The organism is Pseudarthrobacter sp. YAF2, assembly GCF_052113345.1.
Taxonomy (GTDB): domain Bacteria; phylum Actinomycetota; class Actinomycetes; order Actinomycetales; family Micrococcaceae; genus Arthrobacter.
The window spans coordinates 98730-117394 of record NZ_JBFRDA010000015.1; the positions used below are offsets into that span (position 1 = coordinate 98730).

Annotated in this window: 20 protein-coding genes and 1 riboswitch; of the genes, 14 read left to right on the top strand and 6 right to left on the bottom strand. The window is 65.4% G+C overall.

What is annotated here, in order from left to right:
• Window positions 1-23: 23 nt before the first annotated feature.
• On the bottom strand, window positions 24-1463 hold the full coding sequence (locus AB4Y79_RS16370) for a short-chain fatty acid transporter (protein ID WP_441863935.1): 1440 nt from the start codon (window positions 1461-1463) through the stop codon (window positions 24-26).
• A 15-nt stretch (window positions 1464-1478) separates the two neighbouring features.
• Window positions 1479-2210 carry a CoA transferase subunit A gene (locus AB4Y79_RS16375; protein WP_441863938.1) on the bottom strand — a complete coding sequence of 244 codons (732 nt, stop codon included), beginning with the start codon at window positions 2208-2210 and terminating at the stop codon, window positions 1479-1481.
• A gap of 165 nt (window positions 2211-2375) precedes the next feature.
• On the opposite strand from AB4Y79_RS16375, the gene AB4Y79_RS16380 reads away from it, so the two are divergent.
• Window positions 2376-3173 carry an IclR family transcriptional regulator gene (locus tag AB4Y79_RS16380; RefSeq protein ID WP_441863941.1) on the top strand — a complete coding sequence of 266 codons (798 nt, stop codon included), beginning with the start codon at window positions 2376-2378 and terminating at the stop codon, window positions 3171-3173.
• 20 nt (window positions 3174-3193) lie between these two features.
• Here the strand turns inward: AB4Y79_RS16380 and nadE are convergent, their stop codons facing one another.
• Complete coding sequence (gene nadE / locus AB4Y79_RS16385; protein ID WP_441863944.1) at window positions 3194-4048, bottom strand: ammonia-dependent NAD(+) synthetase; 855 nt, start codon at window positions 4046-4048, stop codon at window positions 3194-3196.
• Between the two features lie 75 nt (window positions 4049-4123).
• On the opposite strand from nadE, the gene AB4Y79_RS16390 reads away from it, so the two are divergent.
• From AB4Y79_RS16390 to AB4Y79_RS16410, 5 genes are all read left to right on the top strand, one after another.
• Complete coding sequence (locus AB4Y79_RS16390) at window positions 4124-5404, top strand: FAD-dependent oxidoreductase (protein ID WP_441863947.1); 1281 nt, start codon at window positions 4124-4126, stop codon at window positions 5402-5404.
• A 10-nt stretch (window positions 5405-5414) separates the two neighbouring features.
• Window positions 5415-5999, top strand: coding sequence for an orotate phosphoribosyltransferase (pyrE, locus tag AB4Y79_RS16395; RefSeq protein ID WP_441863950.1), 585 nt, complete (start codon window positions 5415-5417; stop codon window positions 5997-5999).
• A gap of 119 nt (window positions 6000-6118) precedes the next feature.
• Entirely contained in the window at window positions 6119-6892 is a 774-nt protein-coding gene (locus AB4Y79_RS16400) for a GAF and ANTAR domain-containing protein (protein ID WP_441863952.1), read from the top strand.
• A gap of 84 nt (window positions 6893-6976) precedes the next feature.
• A complete protein-coding gene (locus tag AB4Y79_RS16405; RefSeq protein WP_441863954.1) occupies window positions 6977-7600 on the top strand; it encodes a hypothetical protein in 624 nt (207 codons plus the stop codon).
• Window positions 7601-7670: 70 nt separating this feature from the next.
• Window positions 7671-8711 (top strand): alpha/beta hydrolase, encoded by a 1041-nt coding sequence (locus tag AB4Y79_RS16410; RefSeq protein WP_441863956.1) that lies wholly within the window; start codon window positions 7671-7673, stop codon window positions 8709-8711.
• Here AB4Y79_RS16410 and AB4Y79_RS16415 read toward each other — a convergent pair.
• Window positions 8708-9550 carry an HAD-IIA family hydrolase gene (locus AB4Y79_RS16415; RefSeq protein ID WP_374121486.1) on the bottom strand — a complete coding sequence of 281 codons (843 nt, stop codon included), beginning with the start codon at window positions 9548-9550 and terminating at the stop codon, window positions 8708-8710. The two genes, AB4Y79_RS16410 and AB4Y79_RS16415, sit on opposite strands and share 4 nt — an antisense overlap.
• Window positions 9551-9590: 40 nt before the next feature.
• On the opposite strand from AB4Y79_RS16415, the gene AB4Y79_RS16420 reads away from it, so the two are divergent.
• The 3 genes from AB4Y79_RS16420 to AB4Y79_RS16430 all read left to right on the top strand — a co-directional run bounded on the left by AB4Y79_RS16420 (window position 9591) and on the right by AB4Y79_RS16430 (window position 11830).
• On the top strand, window positions 9591-10265 hold the full coding sequence (locus tag AB4Y79_RS16420) for a TrmH family RNA methyltransferase (protein WP_441863959.1): 675 nt from the start codon (window positions 9591-9593) through the stop codon (window positions 10263-10265).
• 122 nt (window positions 10266-10387) lie between these two features.
• Window positions 10388-11407 carry a class II fructose-bisphosphate aldolase gene (gene fbaA, locus AB4Y79_RS16425; RefSeq protein WP_441863962.1) on the top strand — a complete coding sequence of 340 codons (1020 nt, stop codon included), beginning with the start codon at window positions 10388-10390 and terminating at the stop codon, window positions 11405-11407.
• Entirely contained in the window at window positions 11408-11830 is a 423-nt protein-coding gene (locus AB4Y79_RS16430) for a DUF3151 domain-containing protein (protein WP_441863964.1), read from the top strand. It abuts the gene before it with no gap.
• Window positions 11831-11917: 87 nt separating this feature from the next.
• On the opposite strand, the gene AB4Y79_RS16435 is transcribed toward AB4Y79_RS16430, so the two are convergent.
• Window positions 11918-12550, bottom strand: a complete 633-nt coding sequence (locus tag AB4Y79_RS16435) for a uracil-DNA glycosylase (protein ID WP_441863966.1) — start codon at window positions 12548-12550, stop codon at window positions 11918-11920.
• Between the two features lie 211 nt (window positions 12551-12761).
• Window positions 12762-13970, bottom strand: coding sequence for a cobalamin-independent methionine synthase II family protein (locus AB4Y79_RS16440; RefSeq protein ID WP_441863969.1), 1209 nt, complete (start codon window positions 13968-13970; stop codon window positions 12762-12764).
• Window positions 13971-13983: 13 nt separating this feature from the next.
• A riboswitch (SAM riboswitch) is annotated at window positions 13984-14088 on the bottom strand.
• 270 nt (window positions 14089-14358) lie between these two features.
• Between AB4Y79_RS16440 and AB4Y79_RS16445 the strand changes: the two genes are divergently transcribed.
• The 5 genes from AB4Y79_RS16445 (at window position 14359) to AB4Y79_RS16465 (ending at window position 18523) form a co-directional block, all read left to right on the top strand.
• Window positions 14359-15648: an adenylosuccinate synthase gene (locus tag AB4Y79_RS16445; RefSeq protein WP_441863972.1), complete on the top strand. Its 1290-nt coding sequence runs from the start codon at window positions 14359-14361 to the stop codon at window positions 15646-15648.
• A gap of 258 nt (window positions 15649-15906) precedes the next feature.
• On the top strand, window positions 15907-16278 hold the full coding sequence (locus AB4Y79_RS16450; protein ID WP_441863975.1) for a DUF1508 domain-containing protein: 372 nt from the start codon (window positions 15907-15909) through the stop codon (window positions 16276-16278).
• 275 nt (window positions 16279-16553) lie between these two features.
• Window positions 16554-17105, top strand: a complete 552-nt coding sequence (locus tag AB4Y79_RS16455) for an RNA polymerase sigma factor (RefSeq protein WP_441863978.1) — start codon at window positions 16554-16556, stop codon at window positions 17103-17105.
• Window positions 17102-18037, top strand: a complete 936-nt coding sequence (locus tag AB4Y79_RS16460) for a hypothetical protein (RefSeq protein WP_441863981.1) — start codon at window positions 17102-17104, stop codon at window positions 18035-18037. The genes AB4Y79_RS16455 and AB4Y79_RS16460 overlap by 4 nt, the downstream gene beginning before the upstream one ends.
• Window positions 18038-18097: 60 nt before the next feature.
• On the top strand, window positions 18098-18523 hold the full coding sequence (locus tag AB4Y79_RS16465; protein ID WP_308928733.1) for a CoA-binding protein: 426 nt from the start codon (window positions 18098-18100) through the stop codon (window positions 18521-18523).
• Window positions 18524-18665: the final 142 nt, after the last annotated feature.

The window sequence follows — 18665 nt, forward strand, 5'->3', positions numbered from 1 at the left end:
TTCTCAGTACTCGGGTGTCTGGGTCAGTTGGGTATTACCGGCGGCACGAATTCGAACGCCATTCCCAGCAGCCACGCCAACAGCAGCACCACCGGAAGATGGAACAGGAACTGCTGGAACGTGAAGCCCACCAGGTCGCGGGCCCGCAGGCCCAGCACTGCCAGCAGCGGCAGCATGAAGAACGGGTTGACCAGGTTGGGCAGTGCCTCGGCCATGTTGTAGATCTGCACGGTCCAGCCGAGGTTCATATTCACGTCCGTCGCGGATTGCATGACATACGGTGCCTCGACCAGCCACTTGCCTCCGCCGGAGGGGACGAACATGCCCAGGAAGGCTGTGTAGAGGGCGATGATGATGGCGAATGCCCCATTGCCGCCGATGCTGGTGAAGAACTGCGCCAGGTGCTCGGACACGGAGAGCCCGCCGGCGCCTGTCGCCTTGGTGAGGATGGCCGCCATCGCGGCATACAGCGGAAACTGGACCAGGATTCCGGCTGTTGCGGGCACGGCCTTGGCCACTGACTGCAGGAACTTTCGCGGCGTACCGTGCAGCACCAGCCCCAGCATGAGGAAGACCAGCAGGTATCCGTTCAGCGAGCTGACCACGCTCAGGATGGGCAGGGTCAGGAGCTGGGAGACCAGCCAGCCCAGGGTGAGCACACCCGCCAGGACCGGCAGGACGCGGCTGTATTCAAGCCACTCGCCGGGCCGGGACTTTTCGTCCGGCGGCTCGGGTTGGTCGTCAAGGTCGACGCCAAGATCCGCCGCAGTTTTGACGGCGTTCCCCGTCGGCGCAGAAAAGTGGGCGATGACGGTGGTCAGCAGCATCAGGATGAGGAGCGTCAGCAGGGACTGCCAGGTGAAAATGGTGGTGCCGAAATCCAGGACGCCGGTGATTTTCAGCAGCGCCGGCGGAATGGAAGCCTTGGTTGCCTGCAGCTGGGCCGCGGACGAGGACATGCCCAGCGCCCAGACTGCGCCCAGTCCCATGAACGCCGCCGCGCCGAGGGCCCGGTAATCGACGCGCAGGTCGCCGCGCCGGGCCACCGCACGGGCCAGGAGTCCGCCAAAGATCAGGCTCAAGCCCCAGTTGACGAATGACACCGACATGGACATGACGGCGACGAAGCTGACAGCCGACCGCGCGGAGCCGGGCACCTGGGCCAGGCGTTCAATCAGCCGGGCCACCGGTGGTGAAGTTGCCACGACGTAGCCGGTCAGGACAACCATTGACATCTGCAGGGTGAAAGCGGTGAGGTCCCAGAATCCGTTTCCGAAGGAATCGACCACGGCCTTGGGCGAAGCGCCCGCCGCCAATGCTGCGACGGCGACGAGCAGGACGCCTGCCAAGGCGAAAATGTAGGCGTCCGGGAACCATTTCTGCGTCCAGCCGGCCAGCTTCTCCGCCATCCGGGCCAAGCCCTTCTGGGGGATGTCCAGATCATTGGGATGGGTGGTAGTCATATCTGAGGCCCCGGCTCAGACGGCCAGCGCTTCGGCGCCGGCAGCCACAGTGCGCTGCCGGACGGTCCGCTGCTCGATGTCCTCCACCCTGGCCGTGGCCTGAACCAGCCGCTGGACAAAGACGCCGGGAGTGACGATGTGGTTCGGGTCCAGTTCGCCGGGGGCGACGATGGCCTCGGCCTCGGCGATGGTGAGGACCGCGGCGGTGGCCACCACCGGGTTGAAGTTCCGGGCTGTGAAGCGGTAGGTGAGGTTGCCGTCCGTGTCCGCGGTGTGGGCGTGGACCAGTGCGACGTCGGCCTTGATGGCGCGCTCCTGGACGTACGTTTCGCCGTCGAACACCTCGTGCGGCTTGCCCTCGGCCACCAGGGTGCCCACGCCGGTCTTGGTATAGAACGCGGGGATGCCGGCCCCGGCGGCGCGGAGGCGTTCCGCCAGTGTTCCCTGCGGAGTGAACTCAACCTCGAGTTTCCCGGCGAGGTACTGCTCCGCGAAGAGCTTGTTTTCGCCGACGTAGGAGGCAATGACCTTGCGGACCTGGCCGGCCTCGATCAGGACGCCCAAGCCCTTGCCGTCCACGCCCATGTTGTTCGAGACGACGGTCAGGTCCCGCACGCCGGAGTCGCGCACGGCTTCAATCAGATCAGCGGGAATGCCGCTGAGGCCGAAGCCGCCGACGGCGAGGGTCATCCCGTCCTGCAGCGCGCCCTCCAGGGCTGCGGTGGCAGAGGGCTGGAGTTTGTTCATGACGTCTCCTCGTTGAGCGCGGTAAGGCGTCCACTTAGTGGACGCTGGATCTGATTCTGGAGACTACGGGCGTCCCGAGGAGCATGTCAAGGAAACAATGTTCAGTAATTACAGTGTGGACGGTAGGCTTTTGCGTATCCATATTGTGAACATTCGGGAGGGCTTGTGACCGCGATGCCAGTGCAGGGCGCCCAGGTGGTGACGCGGGTTGCCGGACTGCTGCGGCTGGTGGGCCGGAGCGCTGAGGGCATGCCACTGGCCGGGCTGGTCCGCGAATCGGGCCTCACCCGCCCCACGGTCCACCGGCTCCTGTCTTCCCTTGCTTCCGAAGGTTTACTGGACCACGATCCTGCCACTGGCAACTGGGTACTTGGCCCGGAAGTCCTGCTCATGGGGTCGGTGGCCGCCGCACGGTTTCCCATGGAGGACATCGCCCGCCCCAGCCTTCGGCGACTTGCCGAGGCCACGGGGGAGAGTGCGTTCTTTTCGATCCGCCGCGGCGCCGAGACGGTCTGCCTGCTGCGCGAGGAGGGAAGCTTTCCCGTACGCTCCTTCGTCCTGCATGAGGGCGTGCGGTTCCCGCTGGGGGTTGCGTCAGCCGGGACTGCCATTATGGCCTTCCTGCCGGAGCACGAGCAGGAGCAGTTGTTGGGCCGCTGGGCCGAACATGCGGGGGCATTTGCCGCGAACCATACAGCCGCCCTGGTCCGGGAAAACCTCGCCCGCACACGGCTGGCCGGCTACTCGGTGAACCCCGGGCTGGTCCTGGAAGGAAGCTGGGGGATGGGTGCTGCTGTGTTCGACCGTTCCGGGAAGCCTGCCTGGGCCTTGTCATTGACCGGCATCGAGCCCCGCTTCAAGCCGGAACGGCAGGAGGAACTGGGCGGCCTGCTGATGGCGGAGGCGCACCGGATTACGCAGCAGCTGGGCGGGGGTGCGGAGGGCAGGCGGCGTACCCGCTGAGCCGGGCCGGGCAGGCACTCCTAGAGTCCGGCGCGGGGCTCCTCCGGGCCTTGGCCCTTCCACCAGGTGTCGAAGATGGTCACCGGAACGGTGCGCTTGTGGCGGGTGCGGAGGAACTTCTGTTCGATCGATTCGGCCACCGCTTCCGGAACATCGCGTCCTTCGAGGTAGTCGTCGATCTGGTCGTAGCTGATGCCAAGTTCGTCTTCGTCAGTGCGGCCAGGCCGGTCATCGAGCAGGTCGGCGGTGGGCACCTTCTCCCAGATGCGGGCCGGTGCCCCGAGCTCGGCCAGCACGGCACGGTTCTGCCGCTTGTTGAGGCCGAACAGGGGCAGGATGTCCGCCCCGCCGTCGCCGTACTTGGTGAAGAAGCCGGTCACGGACTCGGCGCCGTGGTCCGTGCCAATCACCAGGTAGTTGAATTCCCCTGCCAAGGCGTACTGGGCGATCATGCGGGTACGGGCCTTGGTGTTGCCCTTGTGGAAGTCGGAGATCTCCGAGCCCACCGTCTTTTCGAACTCGTCCTCGAAACCGTCCACCGCTGCGGAGATGTTGAAGGTCCACTCGGTTTTGGCCTTGATGAAGTCCAGGGCCGCCTGCGCGTCCTCCTCATCATGCTGCACGCCGTAGGGCAGGCGGACAGCCACGAAGTTCGCTTCCACGCCCTCGGCCTGGAGTTCCTCCACCGCCAGCTGCGCAAGCCGTCCGGCCAGCGAGGAATCCAGCCCGCCGGAAATGCCCAGGACGAAGCCCTTGGTATGCGTTGCCTTGAGGTATTCCTTGAGGAAAGTGACGCGCTTGCGCACCTCCCCTGCGGGGTCGATCCGGGGCAGAACGCCCATTTCTTCAATGATCTTGGCCTGGAGTTCGCGCATGTGGTCCAGCCTAGCCAGCGCTGTCAACAACCCTCAACTGTTCCAGGTACGCTGCACCCGGCGTAGCGTGACTGCATGGAGCGGACGGGGTGTGCGGTGGTGGGCGGCGGCCCGGCGGGAATGATGCTCGGCCTGTTGCTCGCCAGGGCCGGGGTTGAAGTAGCAGTCTTGGAGAAACACGGTGACTTCCTGCGGGATTTCCGCGGCGACACGGTGCATGCTTCCACGATCAGGCTGATGGACGAGCTGGGATTGGGCCCCGGATTCCGTGCCCTGCCGCAGAGCCGGCTGCGGAATGTCGCGTTCCCGGTGCCCGGCGCCGGCCTGGTCACCCTGGCTGACTTCGACTCCTTGAAACCCCCGTATAACTACGTGGCCATGATGCCGCAGTGGGATTTCCTGGATTTCCTGGCGTCCGCCGCCAAGGCCGAACCGACATTCACGCTGCTGATGGAATGCGAAGCCACAGGATTGGTGTTCGGCGACGGCGGACGCGTCACCGGGGTGCGCTTCCGGGCCGCCGGCGACGCCGGGGAGCAGGTTCTTCACGCCGACGTGGTGGTGGCAGCGGACGGCCGCCATTCAGTGCTGCGACGGGCAACGGGTTTGTCCCCGAAGGAGTATCCGGTGCCGTTTGATGTGTGGTGGTTCAGGCTCACGCGCCGTGGCACCGAAGCGGGGGAGTTGGCAGGGGTGGTACCGGCGTTCGGTGACCGGGAAGCCATGATTGCCCTGAACCGCACCGACTACTACCAGATGGGATATCTCGCCCCTAAAGGTGCGGATGCCAGGATTCGGGCCGAGGGTGTGGAGCGGTTCCGCCAACGTGTCGCCGCACTTCGCCCCGACCTCGCGGATCGCGTCGGCTCGATCAGCAGTGTTGAGGACCTGCACTGGCTGGATGTCAGGCTGAACCGCCTGCGCCGCTGGTACACCGACGGGTTCCTGTGCATCGGGGACGCCGCGCATGCCATGTCCCCGGCCGGGGGCGTAGGAATCAACCTGGCCATCCAGGACGCCGTGGCCGCGGCAAGGCGGCTGGCGCCGGACCTGCGCCGCGGACAGGTGCGCACCGCCACCCTTGCTGCGGTCCAGCGTCGCCGCTGGATGCCCACCGTGGTGGTGCAAACGGTGCAGCGGATCATGCACCGGGCGGTGTTTGTTCCGCTGTTTGCCGGTAAGTTCCCGGCAGGCGCTGCAGCCGGGAACGCGGCGGGACACAGGTCCAGGCTCCGGCAGGTGCTGCTCTTTGTTGTGCGGCACAACCCGGTGGTGAGGCGGTTCCTGCCCCGGGTCATCGCTTTCGGTCCACGCCCGGAGCACGCGCCAGGCTTTGCCCGTCCGCTCACCCACTAAACTGGAGCCCATGACTTCGCCCACTCATACTGCGCCTGACGCTGCAGCTGCCCGCGCCCGACTGCTCGAACTGATCAAGGAGCTTGCCGTTGTTCGCGGCAAGGTGATCCTTTCCAGCGGGGCAGAGGCTGACTACTACATCGACCTTCGCAGGATCACGCTGCACCACGAAGCCTCCAAGCTGGTGGGCCAGGTGATGTTGGCTTTGGCGGACGACGCCGGGATCGACTTTGAGTGCGCGGGCGGCCTCACCATGGGTGCAGACCCTGTCGGTACCGCCGTGATGCACGCCGCCGTTGACGCGGGCCGGTCCGTTGACGCTTTCGTGGTCCGCAAAGCCCAGAAGTCCTATGGCATGGGCCGCCAGGTGGAGGGCCCTTCCGTTGAGGGACGCAAGGTGCTGGTCCTGGAGGATACGTCCACCACCGGAGGATCTGCGCTGACGGCAGTGGAGGGCGTGCGGAAGGCCGGGGGGAACGTGGTGGCCGTGGCCGTCATCGTTGACCGGGACACTGGGGCCAAAGAAAAGATCGAGGCCGAAACGGGCGTTCCCTACCTGTTCGCGTTTGGCAAGGACGAACTGGGCCTCGCTTAGCGCCGGGCGCAGGTCCGGGGCCTGGGCGGGTTACTTACAAAGGAGTGCCCTTTGGCACTTGGACGGCCCGTTCGGGCTGACCTATGATGTGCGTTAAACGACTAGAGTCCCCGGAGACCATGCCCTTGCTCCCCCCAACCCAACCCCTGAGCGCTACCGACCAGGTCCAGAACCTGATCATGGACAGCGCCGATTTTGAGGACTTCCTCAACGAACTGGCGCGCTTTTCCGCCCACCAGATGGCAGGCGACGGCGACGACGCCCTGTGCGGCATCACGCTGCTCCGCGACCGCAAGGCAGCCACCATTGGCTGGAGCAGCGAATCGGCCCGGGAAGTGGATGAAATCCAGTACTCCCTGTCCCAGGGGCCGTGCCTTACTGCTGCAAAGGAAGAACGTGAAGTCTACGTTCCGGACCTGTTCCAGGAGGACCGGTGGGGCCCGGACTACGCCACCGCGGTTGCGTCCCACGGCCTGCGCTCAGTGCTTTCGCTTCCTTTCAACCTGCAGGGAGAGGCCAAGGCTGCACTGAACCTGTACTCCGACGTCCCGAAAAAGTTCGATGGCCAGGCAGCGGCCAGGGCGCGGGACTTCACCAGGGAGATCTCCCAGGCGCTGCGCCTCGCCGTCAGGTTCTCACTGCACGCGGACAGTGCCTCCAACCTCCGCGCCACCCTTGAATCGCGGACCATCATCGACATCGCCATCGGCATTGTCATGGCACAAAACCGCTGCAGCCAGGCGGCCGCCGTCGAAATCCTCACGGAGGCGTCAAGCAACAGCAACACCAAGCTGCGGGACATCGCCAGGTCCCTGGTGGAGTCCGTCGGCGGGGCGGGCGCGCACACCCACTACCAGGAGCCTGGCAACGTCAGGCCGGGCCAGAGCGCCTGAGGGGCGGCTTGTGCGCGGCTCCCGCTGGAGGTTAAGCTAGCGGAGGTTGAGCCGTCGGCCATAGAACCTCTTTTTGGAGTACCTATGGACCGCGCGCTAGACGCACTTGTTGACCTGGATGTCCCTGCTGACATCGTCCGGATTGAAGTCCGGGGAACCCTTCGCCACGACACCCGTGCGGAACTCGTCCATATCATTCGACGTGTCCGGCACATGGGCCTGCGCTGCCGGATCTGCGTCGATCTTTCGCAGGCTGCCCTCATTGAATCAGCGGCACTCTCCGGGTTGCGGGGCGACCTTAATGCCATGGATGCCAACTCGCTGCCAGGCCTTCCTTCCGCCGGGGTCTCCCTCCAGCTCTTATCCTCCAGTTACGACCGGAACGCCGAAGACCCTTCCACCAGCCAACCGCTCCTCATGGATGAGGACATCACCGGACTGTTCACCGGCGGCGGCGATTTTGCCGAGGGACTCCCGCAAGTGCCGGTGATCTTCTTCGAGCTTTTGTACGGCCGTCCGCTGGCCGAGTACTCGGACGAAGAACTGCTCAATGCCAGCGATTCGGTCTTCGCGTTGCTGGATAACCCGCAGGCGTTCGACGGCGCGGACCTGCTGGGCCGCTACAACGACATTGGCCTGGAGATCATCCGCCGGCAGCAAAAGCCCCAATCGCCGTTCCCGGCCACGGAGGGCCAGGCCGCAAGCTGAGCGTTGCGTCACCGAGTGGTTATATGCCGCTTCTTGCGGCGTTTACAACAGGTGTGCTTACGGTAGGGGTGTGCCGTATGAGGGGGAGACAGGTCCGCAGAACCGGCGCGGGGCCTCCCAAGCCCGGCTGCTGGCGGAAGCGGCTGCCCTCAAACGCTTTTCGCGCCGGACGTTCCTCGCCGGCGCCGGGGCATCCGGTTTGCTCGCTGCGGACATGCTGCTGACCCGCGAAGTTCAGTCGCAGCGCCAAACCACAAAAATCCTGCCCGTTGCGGATGACTTCGCTGATGCCTACTACCCGGACGCCGGCTGGTTCCTCTTCCCCGGGTACAAAACCAGCTGGGAAGAGGCCCAGTGGATCCTCAACACCCTCCGGGGGGCTCTGAACAAGCGGGCCCGGCTCGCCGCCGTCGGCTATTCCAACCTGGGGCTGGACGTCACCGAGGTGGTCAGCGCGATCTCCGAGTACATCGCGGTGGAAAAAATCACCAAGCTGTTCTTCTACGGCCACAGCTTCGGCGGCATGCTGGCCACCCAGGTGGCCGCCCGCCTGCTTGCCCTGGAAGGTATCCAGGTGCAGTTCATCCTGCTGGACTCCAGCCCCTACAGTGCGCATGACGTCCTGGACCAGAGCTGGTTCGACGGCGTGGTGTTCCTGTATGAGCGGGGCTTCAGGTTCCCGTCCACCCTGCGCGGCGGCTACGAACTCGGGGAGCGGATCATCCACAAGGACGAACGCAGCTGGCGCCAGATCCTGGATCAGACGCTCGAACAACTCTCGCCCATCGCCCCGTCCAGCGTGCTCATCCAAACCGAGTCGGCGTACATCTACCACTTCGAGGGCAGCCAATTCACGGGGCAGCTCGGGACGGCCAAAATGGCCTACATCGGCAACCCGAAGGACCAGACCGTTGACTATGAAACGGCTTCGGAGACGTGGGCGGTGGCCTTCAAGGACAACATGGTCTCCAGCGGCCTGCAGACCACAGGAGCCGCGCCGGCCCACGCCAGCCCCGGCTGGAATCCGCAGATCTACCGGCCGCTGGTGACGGAGCTGCTGGAGGAGTACTTCCCGTTGCCCCGGGGCGGCTCCCGGGTGAGTATCTTCTAGATCTGGTTCTTCAGGTCCGCCACCGAGTTCAGCACCTGGTTGGGCCGGAACGGGTAGGCGGCAATATCGTCCTTGTGCGTGATGCCGCTGAGCACCAGGACGGTGTGCAGGCCCGCCTCCATGCCGGCGATGATGTCCGTGTCCATCCGGTCACCGATCATCGCGGTGGTCTCGGAGTGGGCGTCGATCTGGTTCATGGCGGAACGGAACATCATGGGGTTCGGCTTGCCCACAATGTAGGGCTCGCGGCCGGTGGCCTTGGTGATCAGGGCGGCAATAGCGCCGGTAGCCGGCATCGGGCCGTCCTTGGACGGGCCGGTGGCATCCGGGTTGGTGGCGATGAACCGGGCCCCGGCCAGGATCAGGCGGATGGCGGTGGTAATCGCCTCGAAACTGTAGGTGCGCGTCTCGCCAAGCACCACGAAGTCCGGATTCTGGTCGGTGAGGATGAAGCCGGCCTCGTGCAGCGCCGTCGTCAGTCCTGCCTCACCGATGGTGTAGGCGCGGTTGCCGGTTTCTGAGCCACCCACCTGGTCCTTCAGGAACTGGGCGGTTGCCAGCGCCGAGGTCCAGATGTTCTCCTCCGGGATCTCCAGGCCGGAGGAGCGCAGGCGGGCGGCGAGGTCGCGCGGTGTGAAGATCGAATTGTTGGTGAGCACCAGGAAGCGCCTGGACGTATCCACCCAGCGCTGGATCAGCTCCGCAGCACCCGGGATCGGCTGGTTCTCGTGGACCAGGACGCCGTCCATGTCCGTCAGCCAGCATTCAATCTCCTGGCCGTTGCGGTAAACCGCGGGGTTTCCTGCTACCTGGTCTTCTTCTGCCACGTCTACCTCCACCGGTGATGAATGCTCCAGTGGTCCAGTCTAGTGTTGAAGGGTGAACCAGACGCCGGGCCTGCCAGACCAACCCAACCACCACCCCGGAGAGGCTGAACCCGCCAAGGCGGAGGTCGGCGTCGGGCCCTGGGAGGGGGAACTGCCCGAAGGCGACCACTGGGACCCCGACCTCCTGGCGGACGGCGACCGCCGCAACGTGCTGGACAAGTACCGCTACTGGAAGCACGAGGCGATCGTGGCGGAGCTGGACTCCCGGCGGCACAACTTCCATGTGGCCATCGAAAACTGGCAGCATGACCTCAACATCGGCACGGTGGTGCGCACCGCCAATGCTTTTCTCGCCAAAGAAGTCCACATCATCGGCCGCCGACGGTGGAACCGGCGCGGTGCCATGGTCACCGACCGCTACCAGCATGTCCGCCACCACCCCACCGTGGAGGATTTCGTCCAGTGGGCGCAGGGGGAGGGCTTGGCGATCATCGGGATCGACATCTTCCCGGACTCCGTCCCCCTGGAAACCTACGAACTGCCCAAGGACTGCGTGCTGGTCTTCGGCCAGGAAGGGCCGGGCCTCACTCCGGAAGTCCACCAGGCCGCCGTCGCCACCCTGTCCATCGAGCAGTTTGGTTCCACAAGGTCCATCAATGCCGCCTCCGCCGCCGCCATTGCCATGCACGCCTGGGTCCGCCGGCACGTCTTCGGCCAGCACGTCTGAGTATTACCGACCCGTGACCCGAAACACCCGGCCAGCCCGGGAATGGCTAGGATGGTGCCTAGCCGTAAGCGGTCTACTTGAGGGTCATCGACCCACAGACGAAACTCAGCAGAGGAGCCAGCATGCCCATTGCAACCCCAGAGATCTACTCAGAGATGATCGACCGCGCAAAGGCGGGCGGATTCGCTTTCCCCGCCGTGAACGTCACGTCCTCGCAGACGCTCAACGCGGCGCTCCGCGGCTTCGCCGAGGCCGAATCGGACGGCATTGTGCAGGTTTCCACCGGCGGCGCAGCCTACTGGTCGGGTGCTTCCACCAAGGATATGGTTGCCGGCTCGCTGGGTTTCGCAGCCTTCGCCCGCGAAGTTGCCAAGAACTACAACGTCAACATCGCCCTGCACACGGACCACTGCCCCAAGGACAAGCTGGACGGCTTCGTCCTGCCGCTGCTCGAGGCTTCCGAAGCTGAGGTCAAGGCCGGCCGCAACCCGCTGTTCAACTCCCACATGTGGGACGGCTCCGCCGAAACCCTGCAGGAGAACCTGCGCATCGCCCGCGACCTGCTCCAGCGCACAGCTGCCGCCAAGATGATCCTCGAGGTGGAGATCGGCACCGTCGGCGGCGAGGAAGACGGCGTCGAAAACGCCATCAATGACAAGCTCTACACCACGGTCGAGGACGCCCTGGCCACCATCGACGCTTTGGGCGCCGGCGAAAACGGCCGCTACATCACTGCCCTGACCTTCGGCAACGTCCACGGCGTGTACAAGCCCGGCGGCGTCAAGCTGCGCCCGGAGATCCTCAAGGACATCCAGGCCCAGGTGGGCGCAAAGATCGGCAAGGACAACCCGTTCGACCTCGTCTTCCACGGCGGCTCCGGATCCTCGGACCAGGAAATCGCCGACGCCGTCTCCTACGGCGTGATCAAGATGAACATCGACACCGACACCCAGTACGCCTACACGCGTCCGGTGGTGGACCACATGTTCAAGAACTACGACGGCGTCCTGAAGGTCGACGGCGAAGTCGGCAACAAGAAGACTTACGACCCCCGCGTCTGGGGCGCCTCCGCCGAGGCCGGCCTGGCGGCCCGCGTGGTGGAAGCCACCAAGCAGCTCGGTTCGGCCGGAAAGACGTTCTAAATGTCGGATGAGTTCCGCAGGAACCTGATGGGGCCGGAGCCCACACTCCTGCCTGCCGAAACCGAGGTGAACGGGCAGCTGGAGAACGGCCAAGAGGCCCTGGACCTGGTGGAAAAGCACCCCACGTCTTCGCTGCTGTGGGCGATCCTTGCTGAGGAGGCGTGGACAGAGGGCCGCATCATCGACTCCTACGCCTACGCCCGGGTGGGCTATCACCGGGGGCTGGACGCGCTGCGCCGCAACGGCTGGCGCGGCGTCGGTCCCATCCCGTGGGAGCACGAGCCAAACCGCGGGTTCCTGCGGGCGCTCTACTCCCTCGGCAGGGCCTCATCCGCTATCGGGGAAGCTGACGAGCCGGAACGGATCGAAAAGTTCCTGAACGACTCCGATCCCGCAGCCAGAGCGGCCATCGAGGGCTCCTAAAGATCCCAGGCTTTAAACGCCCGACGGCGGGTGGTCACCTTTCTGTGGAAAGGTGACCACCCGCCGTCGTCTGTTTGAAGCTGTTGGCTATGCCACGTTCGCGATGCCCGTGCGTGCCATGGCGTCCGCGTAGGCCGTCCGCATATCCTCCAGGAACTCCTCCTGGCGCACCGGGGAACCGGCGAAGGCGCGTCCGCTCAGGGAACGGACCTTGTAGGTCTTCAGGCCGCGGCGCCACAGCAGCGGGACTTCGGTCTTCAGCAGCAGGTTTGCCAGGCGGTTGGCCTCGGTGCCGTGTGCCACGATCACCGAGGCGCGCGGGACGAGGGCCAGGAACTTCAGCAGCGGCTTCAAACCTGCCTGCACCTGGTCCGGGGTGAATTTGCCGTTGGCAACGCCTGGGACGTGCCACGGGTGCACGTTCCAGGGCATCACGAATTCCGGGCGCAGGCCCAGTTTCCACTGGATGCCAAGCATGCGGGTAGCGGCGTCCTGGTCACCGGCCGTGATGAAGCCGGACGGGTCCATCTCGCCAATGTTGGAGTACAGGCTGATGATGCGGCATTCCTCAACATCGTGCATCGGGTCCACGTAGGGCACCACGGTTCCGGGCTTTACTTCCTGCAGGGAATCACACAGCTCGTTGACAGCGGCAACGCTGTCTTCGTAGCGGCGGCTCATGAGCTGTTCGTGGAATGTTTCGGGGGCCAGTGCGGTCATGAAGGGCTGGTTCTCCTGCGGGGATTGATGTTGCGTCCACCGGTGAAAATGGGCGCACGCCGGCGCGGCTCATCAACGGTGGTTAGTTGGGGTGGGCCGATTCCGGGTCGGCCTCTGTAAGTTTACCAAGCCCGGGGAAACGAAACGCCGGTCCAGCGCACCTCATTCGTGGCGCATTGGACCGGCGGTCGTGTCCGGAACGGGAGGAAAACTACCAGAGTCGCTTCGTGGCGCGGCGGGCACCCTCGCCAAGCGCCTCCAGTTTGGCGTACGCGATCTGCGGGTGCACCCGGCCGCCGAGGCCGCAGTCGGTCGATGCGTTGACGTTTTCCCGGCCCACCAGCGCGGCAAAACGGACAATGCGGTCCGCCACCAGGTCCGGGTGCTCCACCACATTGGTGGCGTGCGAGACGACGCCGGGGATGATCACTTTGCCCTCAGGGAGCTTGGTGTCCTCCCATACCCGCCATTCGTGTTCGTGCCGGACATTGGCGGCCTCGAAGGAGTATGCGCCGGCATTGACCTGAAGTACGGAGCCGACGATGTCAGCGAACGGGATGTCCGTGGTGTGTGGGCCGTGCCAGGAGCCCCAGCAAACGTGGAGCCGGATCTGTTCCTGCGGGAGGTCCCGCAACGCCCAGTTGGTGGCCTCCACGCGCAGCTGGATGAACTTCAGGTAGTCCTCCAGGGACGGCTCCGGGTTGATCTGGTCCCAGCTTTCGGCCAGGGACGGATCATCGAGCTGGACCGTCAGGCCGGCGTCGATGATGGCCTTGTATTCCTCGCGCATGGCATCGGCGCAGGCGTAGACAAGTTCCTCATCGCTCTTGTAGTACTCGTTGGCTACGCGGGCGCAGGAACCGGGGGAGAGTGAGGCCACGAATCCCTCAGTGAGACCGGCCGCGGCGAGCCCGGTCTTCAGGTTCTTGATGTCCGAGGCCACCAGGTCATGGCCGGTGTAGGTCAGGGGCCCGGCGATCTTGGGCTGGGACACGCTCTTTCGGTGCGCCAGGATCCCTGAGGAAGGGTCGTTGTACGCCTCGTTGAACGCCTGCCGGTCCCGCCGGTCGGGGAATGACGTCAGGACAACGTTCCCGGGGGAGGAACGCCGGACTTCGGCTTCTGCCCAGCGGTCCACGTTGGTCGGCTCCAAGCCGCCGAGCCGGGCAAAGGAGTAGTTCCACCAGGCCCCGTAATCAACGGAGTTGGACATCGTGTGCCCGTACTCGCCGTCGTTGGGGATGTCGATTCCCAGGTCCTTCTGGCGCTGGACCACGTCCACAACGGAGTTTTCCAGGAGCTCCAGGAACGCTGGAGTGATGCCGTCGGATTCTTTGGCGGTGTTGGCCGCGATAAGTTCAGGCGTGCGGGGCAAGGACCCGGCGTGGGTGGCGCGAATGTGGTCGGTGTTCAGGGGCATGCTGGAATCTTCCTTTCCATCGGTCCTGGCAGTAGCACCTTCGGCCGGCAGCTTTCCTGCCGGACCGTGGTTGCTGCGGCGTCATTGAGCCAGGTCTCTCAGCCGCTCCGGATGGTCCACTCCCACTTAAATCCAGGAGCGTGGTCAGGGGCAAATGCGGTTCAGAATGTGGCGGACCGCCATTGCGAGGCCGCGGCGGGCCCATCGAGTGGACAAAGTGCCTGATCCGCTAAACTTGGGTGGTAAGAGCCCCGGAACTCTTGCGTCGCTGCGCCGCCTTGCGGTCTGGCGAAGGCCGGTCTGTTCGGGGCATTCTCATGAACGGCGCTGCGCAGGTCCGCTCCCCGCGGCCGGACCCGGGCAGCCCGAACGAATGGGGGAGGATCCCATGCCAGCAATTGTGATCGTAGGAGCCCAGTGGGGCGACGAAGGAAAAGGCAAGGCCACCGACCTTCTGGGCGGCCGTGTTGATTACGTCGTCAAGCCCAACGGCGGCAACAACGCCGGGCACACCGTCGTCGTAGGCGGTGAAAAGTACGAACTCAAACTGCTGCCGGCAGGCATTCTCAGCCCCAACGCGGTTCCCATCATCGGCAATGGCTGCGTGGTGAACCTCGAAGCCCTTTTCCAGGAGATCGACGGACTCCAGGCCCGCGGCGCCGATACCTCGCGGCTGCGCGTATCCGCCAACGCCCACCTGGTGGCCCCGTACCACCAGGTGCTGGACAAAGTGACCGAACGCTTCCTCGGCAGCCGCGCCATCGGAACCACCGGCCGCGGCATTGGCCCCGCCTACATGGACAAGGTGGCCCGGCTGGGCATCCGTGTCCAGGACGTCTTCGACGAGTCCATCCTTCGCCAGAAAGTGGAAGGCTCGCTCCGCCAGAAGAACGAACTCCTGGTTAAGGTCTACAACCGCCGCGGTGTTGTGGTGGACGAGGTCGTTGAGTACTTCCTGTCCTTTGCCGACCGCCTCCGCCCGCTGGTCATCGACAGCACGCTGGTCCTGAACACCGCCCTGGATGAGGGCAAGGTCGTCCTGATGGAAGGCGGCCAGGCCACGTTCCTGGACGTCGACCACGGAACCTACCCGTTCGTGACCTCCTCAAACCCGACCGCGGGCGGCGCATCAGTGGGCTCCGGCATCGGTCCCACCCGAATCTCCCGCTCCATCGGCATCATCAAGGCCTACACCACCCGCGTGGGTGCGGGCCCGTTCCCCACCGAACTCTTCGACGAGATGGGCATGTACCTGCAGAAAACCGGCGGTGAGTTCGGCGTCAACACCGGGCGCCCGCGCCGCTGCGGCTGGTACGACGCCGTCCTGGCCCGCCACGCGTCCCGCGTGAACGGCTTCACGGACTACTTCGTGACCAAGCTGGACGTGCTCACCGGCATCGAACAGATCCCTGTGTGCGTGGCCTATGACGTTGACGGCGTCCGCCACGACGAGATGCCCATGACGCAGACCGAATTCCACCACGCCAAGCCCATCTTCGAGTACTTCGACGGCTGGACCGAGGACATCACCGCTGCCCGCACCCTCGCGGACCTCCCGGAAAACGCCCGGAACTACGTGCTGGCGCTGGAGAAGCTGTCCGGAACCCGGTTCTCCGCTATTGGCGTTGGCCCGGACCGCGACCAGACCATCGTGGTGAACGACCTCATCAACGACTGACACGTTCGTCCGGAACACGGCAGACGACGGCGGCGGCCCACCTTTTGCAGGTGGGCCGCCGTTGGCGTTTGCCGGGGTGGGCTGTAATTTACACAGGCTTAACGCGGCGGGGCTTGTACGCCTGCAGGCGCCGCAACCAGACTCGTTAACACCATTTGAACTGATCAGCGGACGGTTCCAACATGCTTTTGGCGGTGCAGGGATGCACCCCGCAGAGAGCCGTCGCCGGTTGAAGAGACCAGACCGGAAGGACATGCCGTGGCGGGAAACTTTGAAGTTTTTCTTGATCCGGAGCTGCTCTACAGGTTCCGGCTGCTGGGGCCCGACGGGTCGGTCATGGCCGTCTCGCAAGGGTTCGAGGACAAGGCTGCGGTAGCTGCCGGTATTGCGGCCGTGCGTGAATGTGCCGGGACGGGCCTGGTGACCGATCTCAGCCCCGCCGGGGGAGTGTCCCGTCCCGCTGCTGTACCCGCAGCGGCCGCCAACGCTGTTCCAGGCGATCTGCCCGCCGTCGTCGTGCCCGCTTGCGATGACCAGCGGCTGCCGGTGAGGCTGCACGCCTACGCACTGGCGAAGGCGCCGCGGAGGCAGGCCACGGCGCCGCGTTGGAGCAGGACGGCAGCCCGCTGAGGACCGGCAGAAACAAATTCAAAAAAACTTTTGGGCGGGCGTAACCCTTTCGGGGTCGGCAGCGATTACCCCTATGAAGTGCCGGTCTGGAACCTGTCCCCCATCACGTTCCAGGCCGGCCCTTTTGATCTCTTGGCAAGGCCGCCGCGGCGCGGGCGGCCTCCCTTCGGTTACCGGCCAGCGAGGTTACCGAAGGGTAAAGTAAGAGCAGCGTTCCGGATTCATGTGAGACGCTTCCCTTGCCGACGCCCTTTTTGATTGAGAGCACCACGTCAGTGACCGATGCACAGACAGATGCGGACCCGGACCATGCCGTGCCCGGGCCTGCTGCCCTCAGCCTCATCTACAAGACGTACGCATCACAAGTCCTGGGCTATCTTGCAGCCCGTGGCGTCGAGGATCCGGAGGCGGCCATGCAGGAAGTGTTCCTATCCGTCCTGCCCCGCCTGGACACCGTGCGGGGAGGAAAGGCCGGGCTGCGGACGTTCATCTTCAGTGTTGCCCACGCCCGCATGGTGGACGATCACCGGCGCCAAAGCCGTCACCCGGTAAAGCTGCCGTTCGAGCCCGAACTCGACCAGCGCGAAGAAACCTCCGCCGAAAAAGAAGCTCTGCAAAACATCTCGCCCGGCGAGGTCCTCGGGCTCCTGTCCGGACTGCCCCAAGACCAGCGCGAAGTACTCTCGCTTCGTTTGGTGGGAGGCCTGACCGTGGAACAGGCGGCGGAGGCCATGAATAGGAGCGTCGGCTCCGTGAAGCAGCTCCAGCGCCGTGCACTGCTCAAACTCCGGGAACTCGCGGCAGTGAAGGAGTACCTCGCGCCATGACGCAACCATCAGGGAACCTTGTCTCCCTTGTCGATGACATGCTCCAGGACGCTGGGTGCGGTGACGACCTGGACCTCCGCGACGCGCTGCTCTCACTTGGTGCGCTGGCATCGCTCCCCGCCCCCGCACCCAGCGCGGAACTCGCCGCTCTGCTGGCCCCAGCCGGCACAGCCGGAGACGGAGGCGATGTGGGACGTCCTCCGGCTGTGGAACGTCCTCCGGCCGTGGAACATCCTCCAGCCCCGGAGCAGCCGGACGACGACCTCACGCGCCGTCGGCGGCGGCGCCACCGCCCCACCGCGCTGGGCCTGGTTCTGGTGGCCGGGATGGGATTGGGCGTTGGCGGTGTGGCTGCCAGCACCTCCGCACCCGGGAGCGGAACGATGCAGCAATTGCTGGCGGACTGGACTCCGCCATGGAGTGCGCCGTCTGCCAGTGCATCGGCCGCTTGGGGCGGTGACACGTCGCCGTGGCTTGCCGCCGGCGGGGATGTCCCGGATCCAGTTTCGTCAGCTGCACCCGCCGCGGCCACGCATGCCCGAAGCCGGTCGTCCCGGCTTCTGGAAGACCCCGCCGGAGTAACCGGCCACAGCAGTTTGCGAAGCTGCGGCGGACCCGCCAAGCACGACGCCGGCAGCGGCCAGGGAGCCTGTGTGCCGGGACCGGCAGGGGCGGCGTTGCCCGCCGCCCCGGGAGGCGGGACGGACGGGAAGGGCAGGAGCCAGAACGACGGCGGTGCCGCACCTGCGGCGGACACCGCACCAACGGGCACGCCTGCGGCAGGCAAGCCGGACGCGACCGCGGCGGATACCCTCCCAGGGGGCCAGGGCAGACCCGGCGCAGCTGCGCCCAGGACGGCTGATGCGCCTGCCCCAGTGGTCGAGGCGCGGGGCCAGGGCAGCGGCCGGAAGCCGGAATCCCCGGCGAAATAGGCCGGGGACCCGACACCGGCCGGAGCCGACGGACCGGAAAGCGCAGCGTAGGCTGATCGCATGGGCCACACCAATGATCCCGCAGTCATCGAACGCCTCATGCGTACCCAGGGGCGCTGGGCCATCGTGGGCCTGACCACCAACGAGTGGCGCGCCGCCTACGATACGTCGCTCTTTATCCGAGACAAGCTCGGCATGGAAATCATCCCCGTCAACCTGCCCGGCGAACCCGTGCACGGCGAAACCGGGTACCGCACCCTCGCCGACATCCCTGCGGAAAAGCGGCCCATCGACGTCGTGGACTGCTTTGTGAACTCGCAGCGGGTGGGTGACGTGGTGGACCAGGCCATTGCCACGGGCGCCAAAGCCGTCTGGCTGCAGCTGGGGGTCATCGACGAAGCCGCGGCGGAACGCGCCAAGGCAGCAGGCCTGGACGTGGTGATGAACGCCTGCCCGGCGCAACTGGCCTGGAAGTACAACCTCTAGACGATATGAAGTGAAACGGTTACTCCTGTCCGGGTCCGGCCCATTATCGCCGGGCGGTCCTGCAGCGCCGGCTGGATGTGATGCTGCTGGCCCTAGGCGGGAACTGGCGCTGCATGCCCTGTTCCCGGCGCTGATGTCCCTT

Excerpts from the sequence above, each read along its gene's own strand:
- AB4Y79_RS16375 (WP_441863938.1), bottom strand. The coding sequence starts at position 2,210 with ATGAACAAACTCCAGCCCTCTGCCACCGCAGCCCTGGAGGGCGCGCTG.
- AB4Y79_RS16430 (WP_441863964.1), top strand. The coding sequence starts at position 11,408 with ATGTCGGATGAGTTCCGCAGGAACCTGATGGGGCCGGAGCCCACACTC.
- fbaA (WP_441863962.1), top strand. The coding sequence starts at position 10,388 with ATGCCCATTGCAACCCCAGAGATCTACTCAGAGATGATCGACCGCGCA.
- AB4Y79_RS16370 (WP_441863935.1), bottom strand. The coding sequence starts at position 1,463 with ATGACTACCACCCATCCCAATGATCTGGACATCCCCCAGAAGGGCTTG.
- AB4Y79_RS16460 (WP_441863981.1), top strand. The coding sequence starts at position 17,102 with ATGACGCAACCATCAGGGAACCTTGTCTCCCTTGTCGATGACATGCTC.
- AB4Y79_RS16400 (WP_441863952.1), top strand. The coding sequence starts at position 6,119 with ATGCCCTTGCTCCCCCCAACCCAACCCCTGAGCGCTACCGACCAGGTC.
- AB4Y79_RS16390 (WP_441863947.1), top strand. The coding sequence starts at position 4,124 with ATGGAGCGGACGGGGTGTGCGGTGGTGGGCGGCGGCCCGGCGGGAATG.
- AB4Y79_RS16465 (WP_308928733.1), top strand. The coding sequence starts at position 18,098 with ATGGGCCACACCAATGATCCCGCAGTCATCGAACGCCTCATGCGTACC.
- AB4Y79_RS16405 (WP_441863954.1), top strand. The coding sequence starts at position 6,977 with ATGGACCGCGCGCTAGACGCACTTGTTGACCTGGATGTCCCTGCTGAC.
- AB4Y79_RS16435 (WP_441863966.1), bottom strand. The coding sequence starts at position 12,550 with ATGACCGCACTGGCCCCCGAAACATTCCACGAACAGCTCATGAGCCGC.
- AB4Y79_RS16445 (WP_441863972.1), top strand. The coding sequence starts at position 14,359 with ATGCCAGCAATTGTGATCGTAGGAGCCCAGTGGGGCGACGAAGGAAAA.
- AB4Y79_RS16440 (WP_441863969.1), bottom strand. The coding sequence starts at position 13,970 with ATGCCCCTGAACACCGACCACATTCGCGCCACCCACGCCGGGTCCTTG.
- pyrE (WP_441863950.1), top strand. The coding sequence starts at position 5,415 with ATGACTTCGCCCACTCATACTGCGCCTGACGCTGCAGCTGCCCGCGCC.
- nadE (WP_441863944.1), bottom strand. The coding sequence starts at position 4,048 with ATGCGCGAACTCCAGGCCAAGATCATTGAAGAAATGGGCGTTCTGCCC.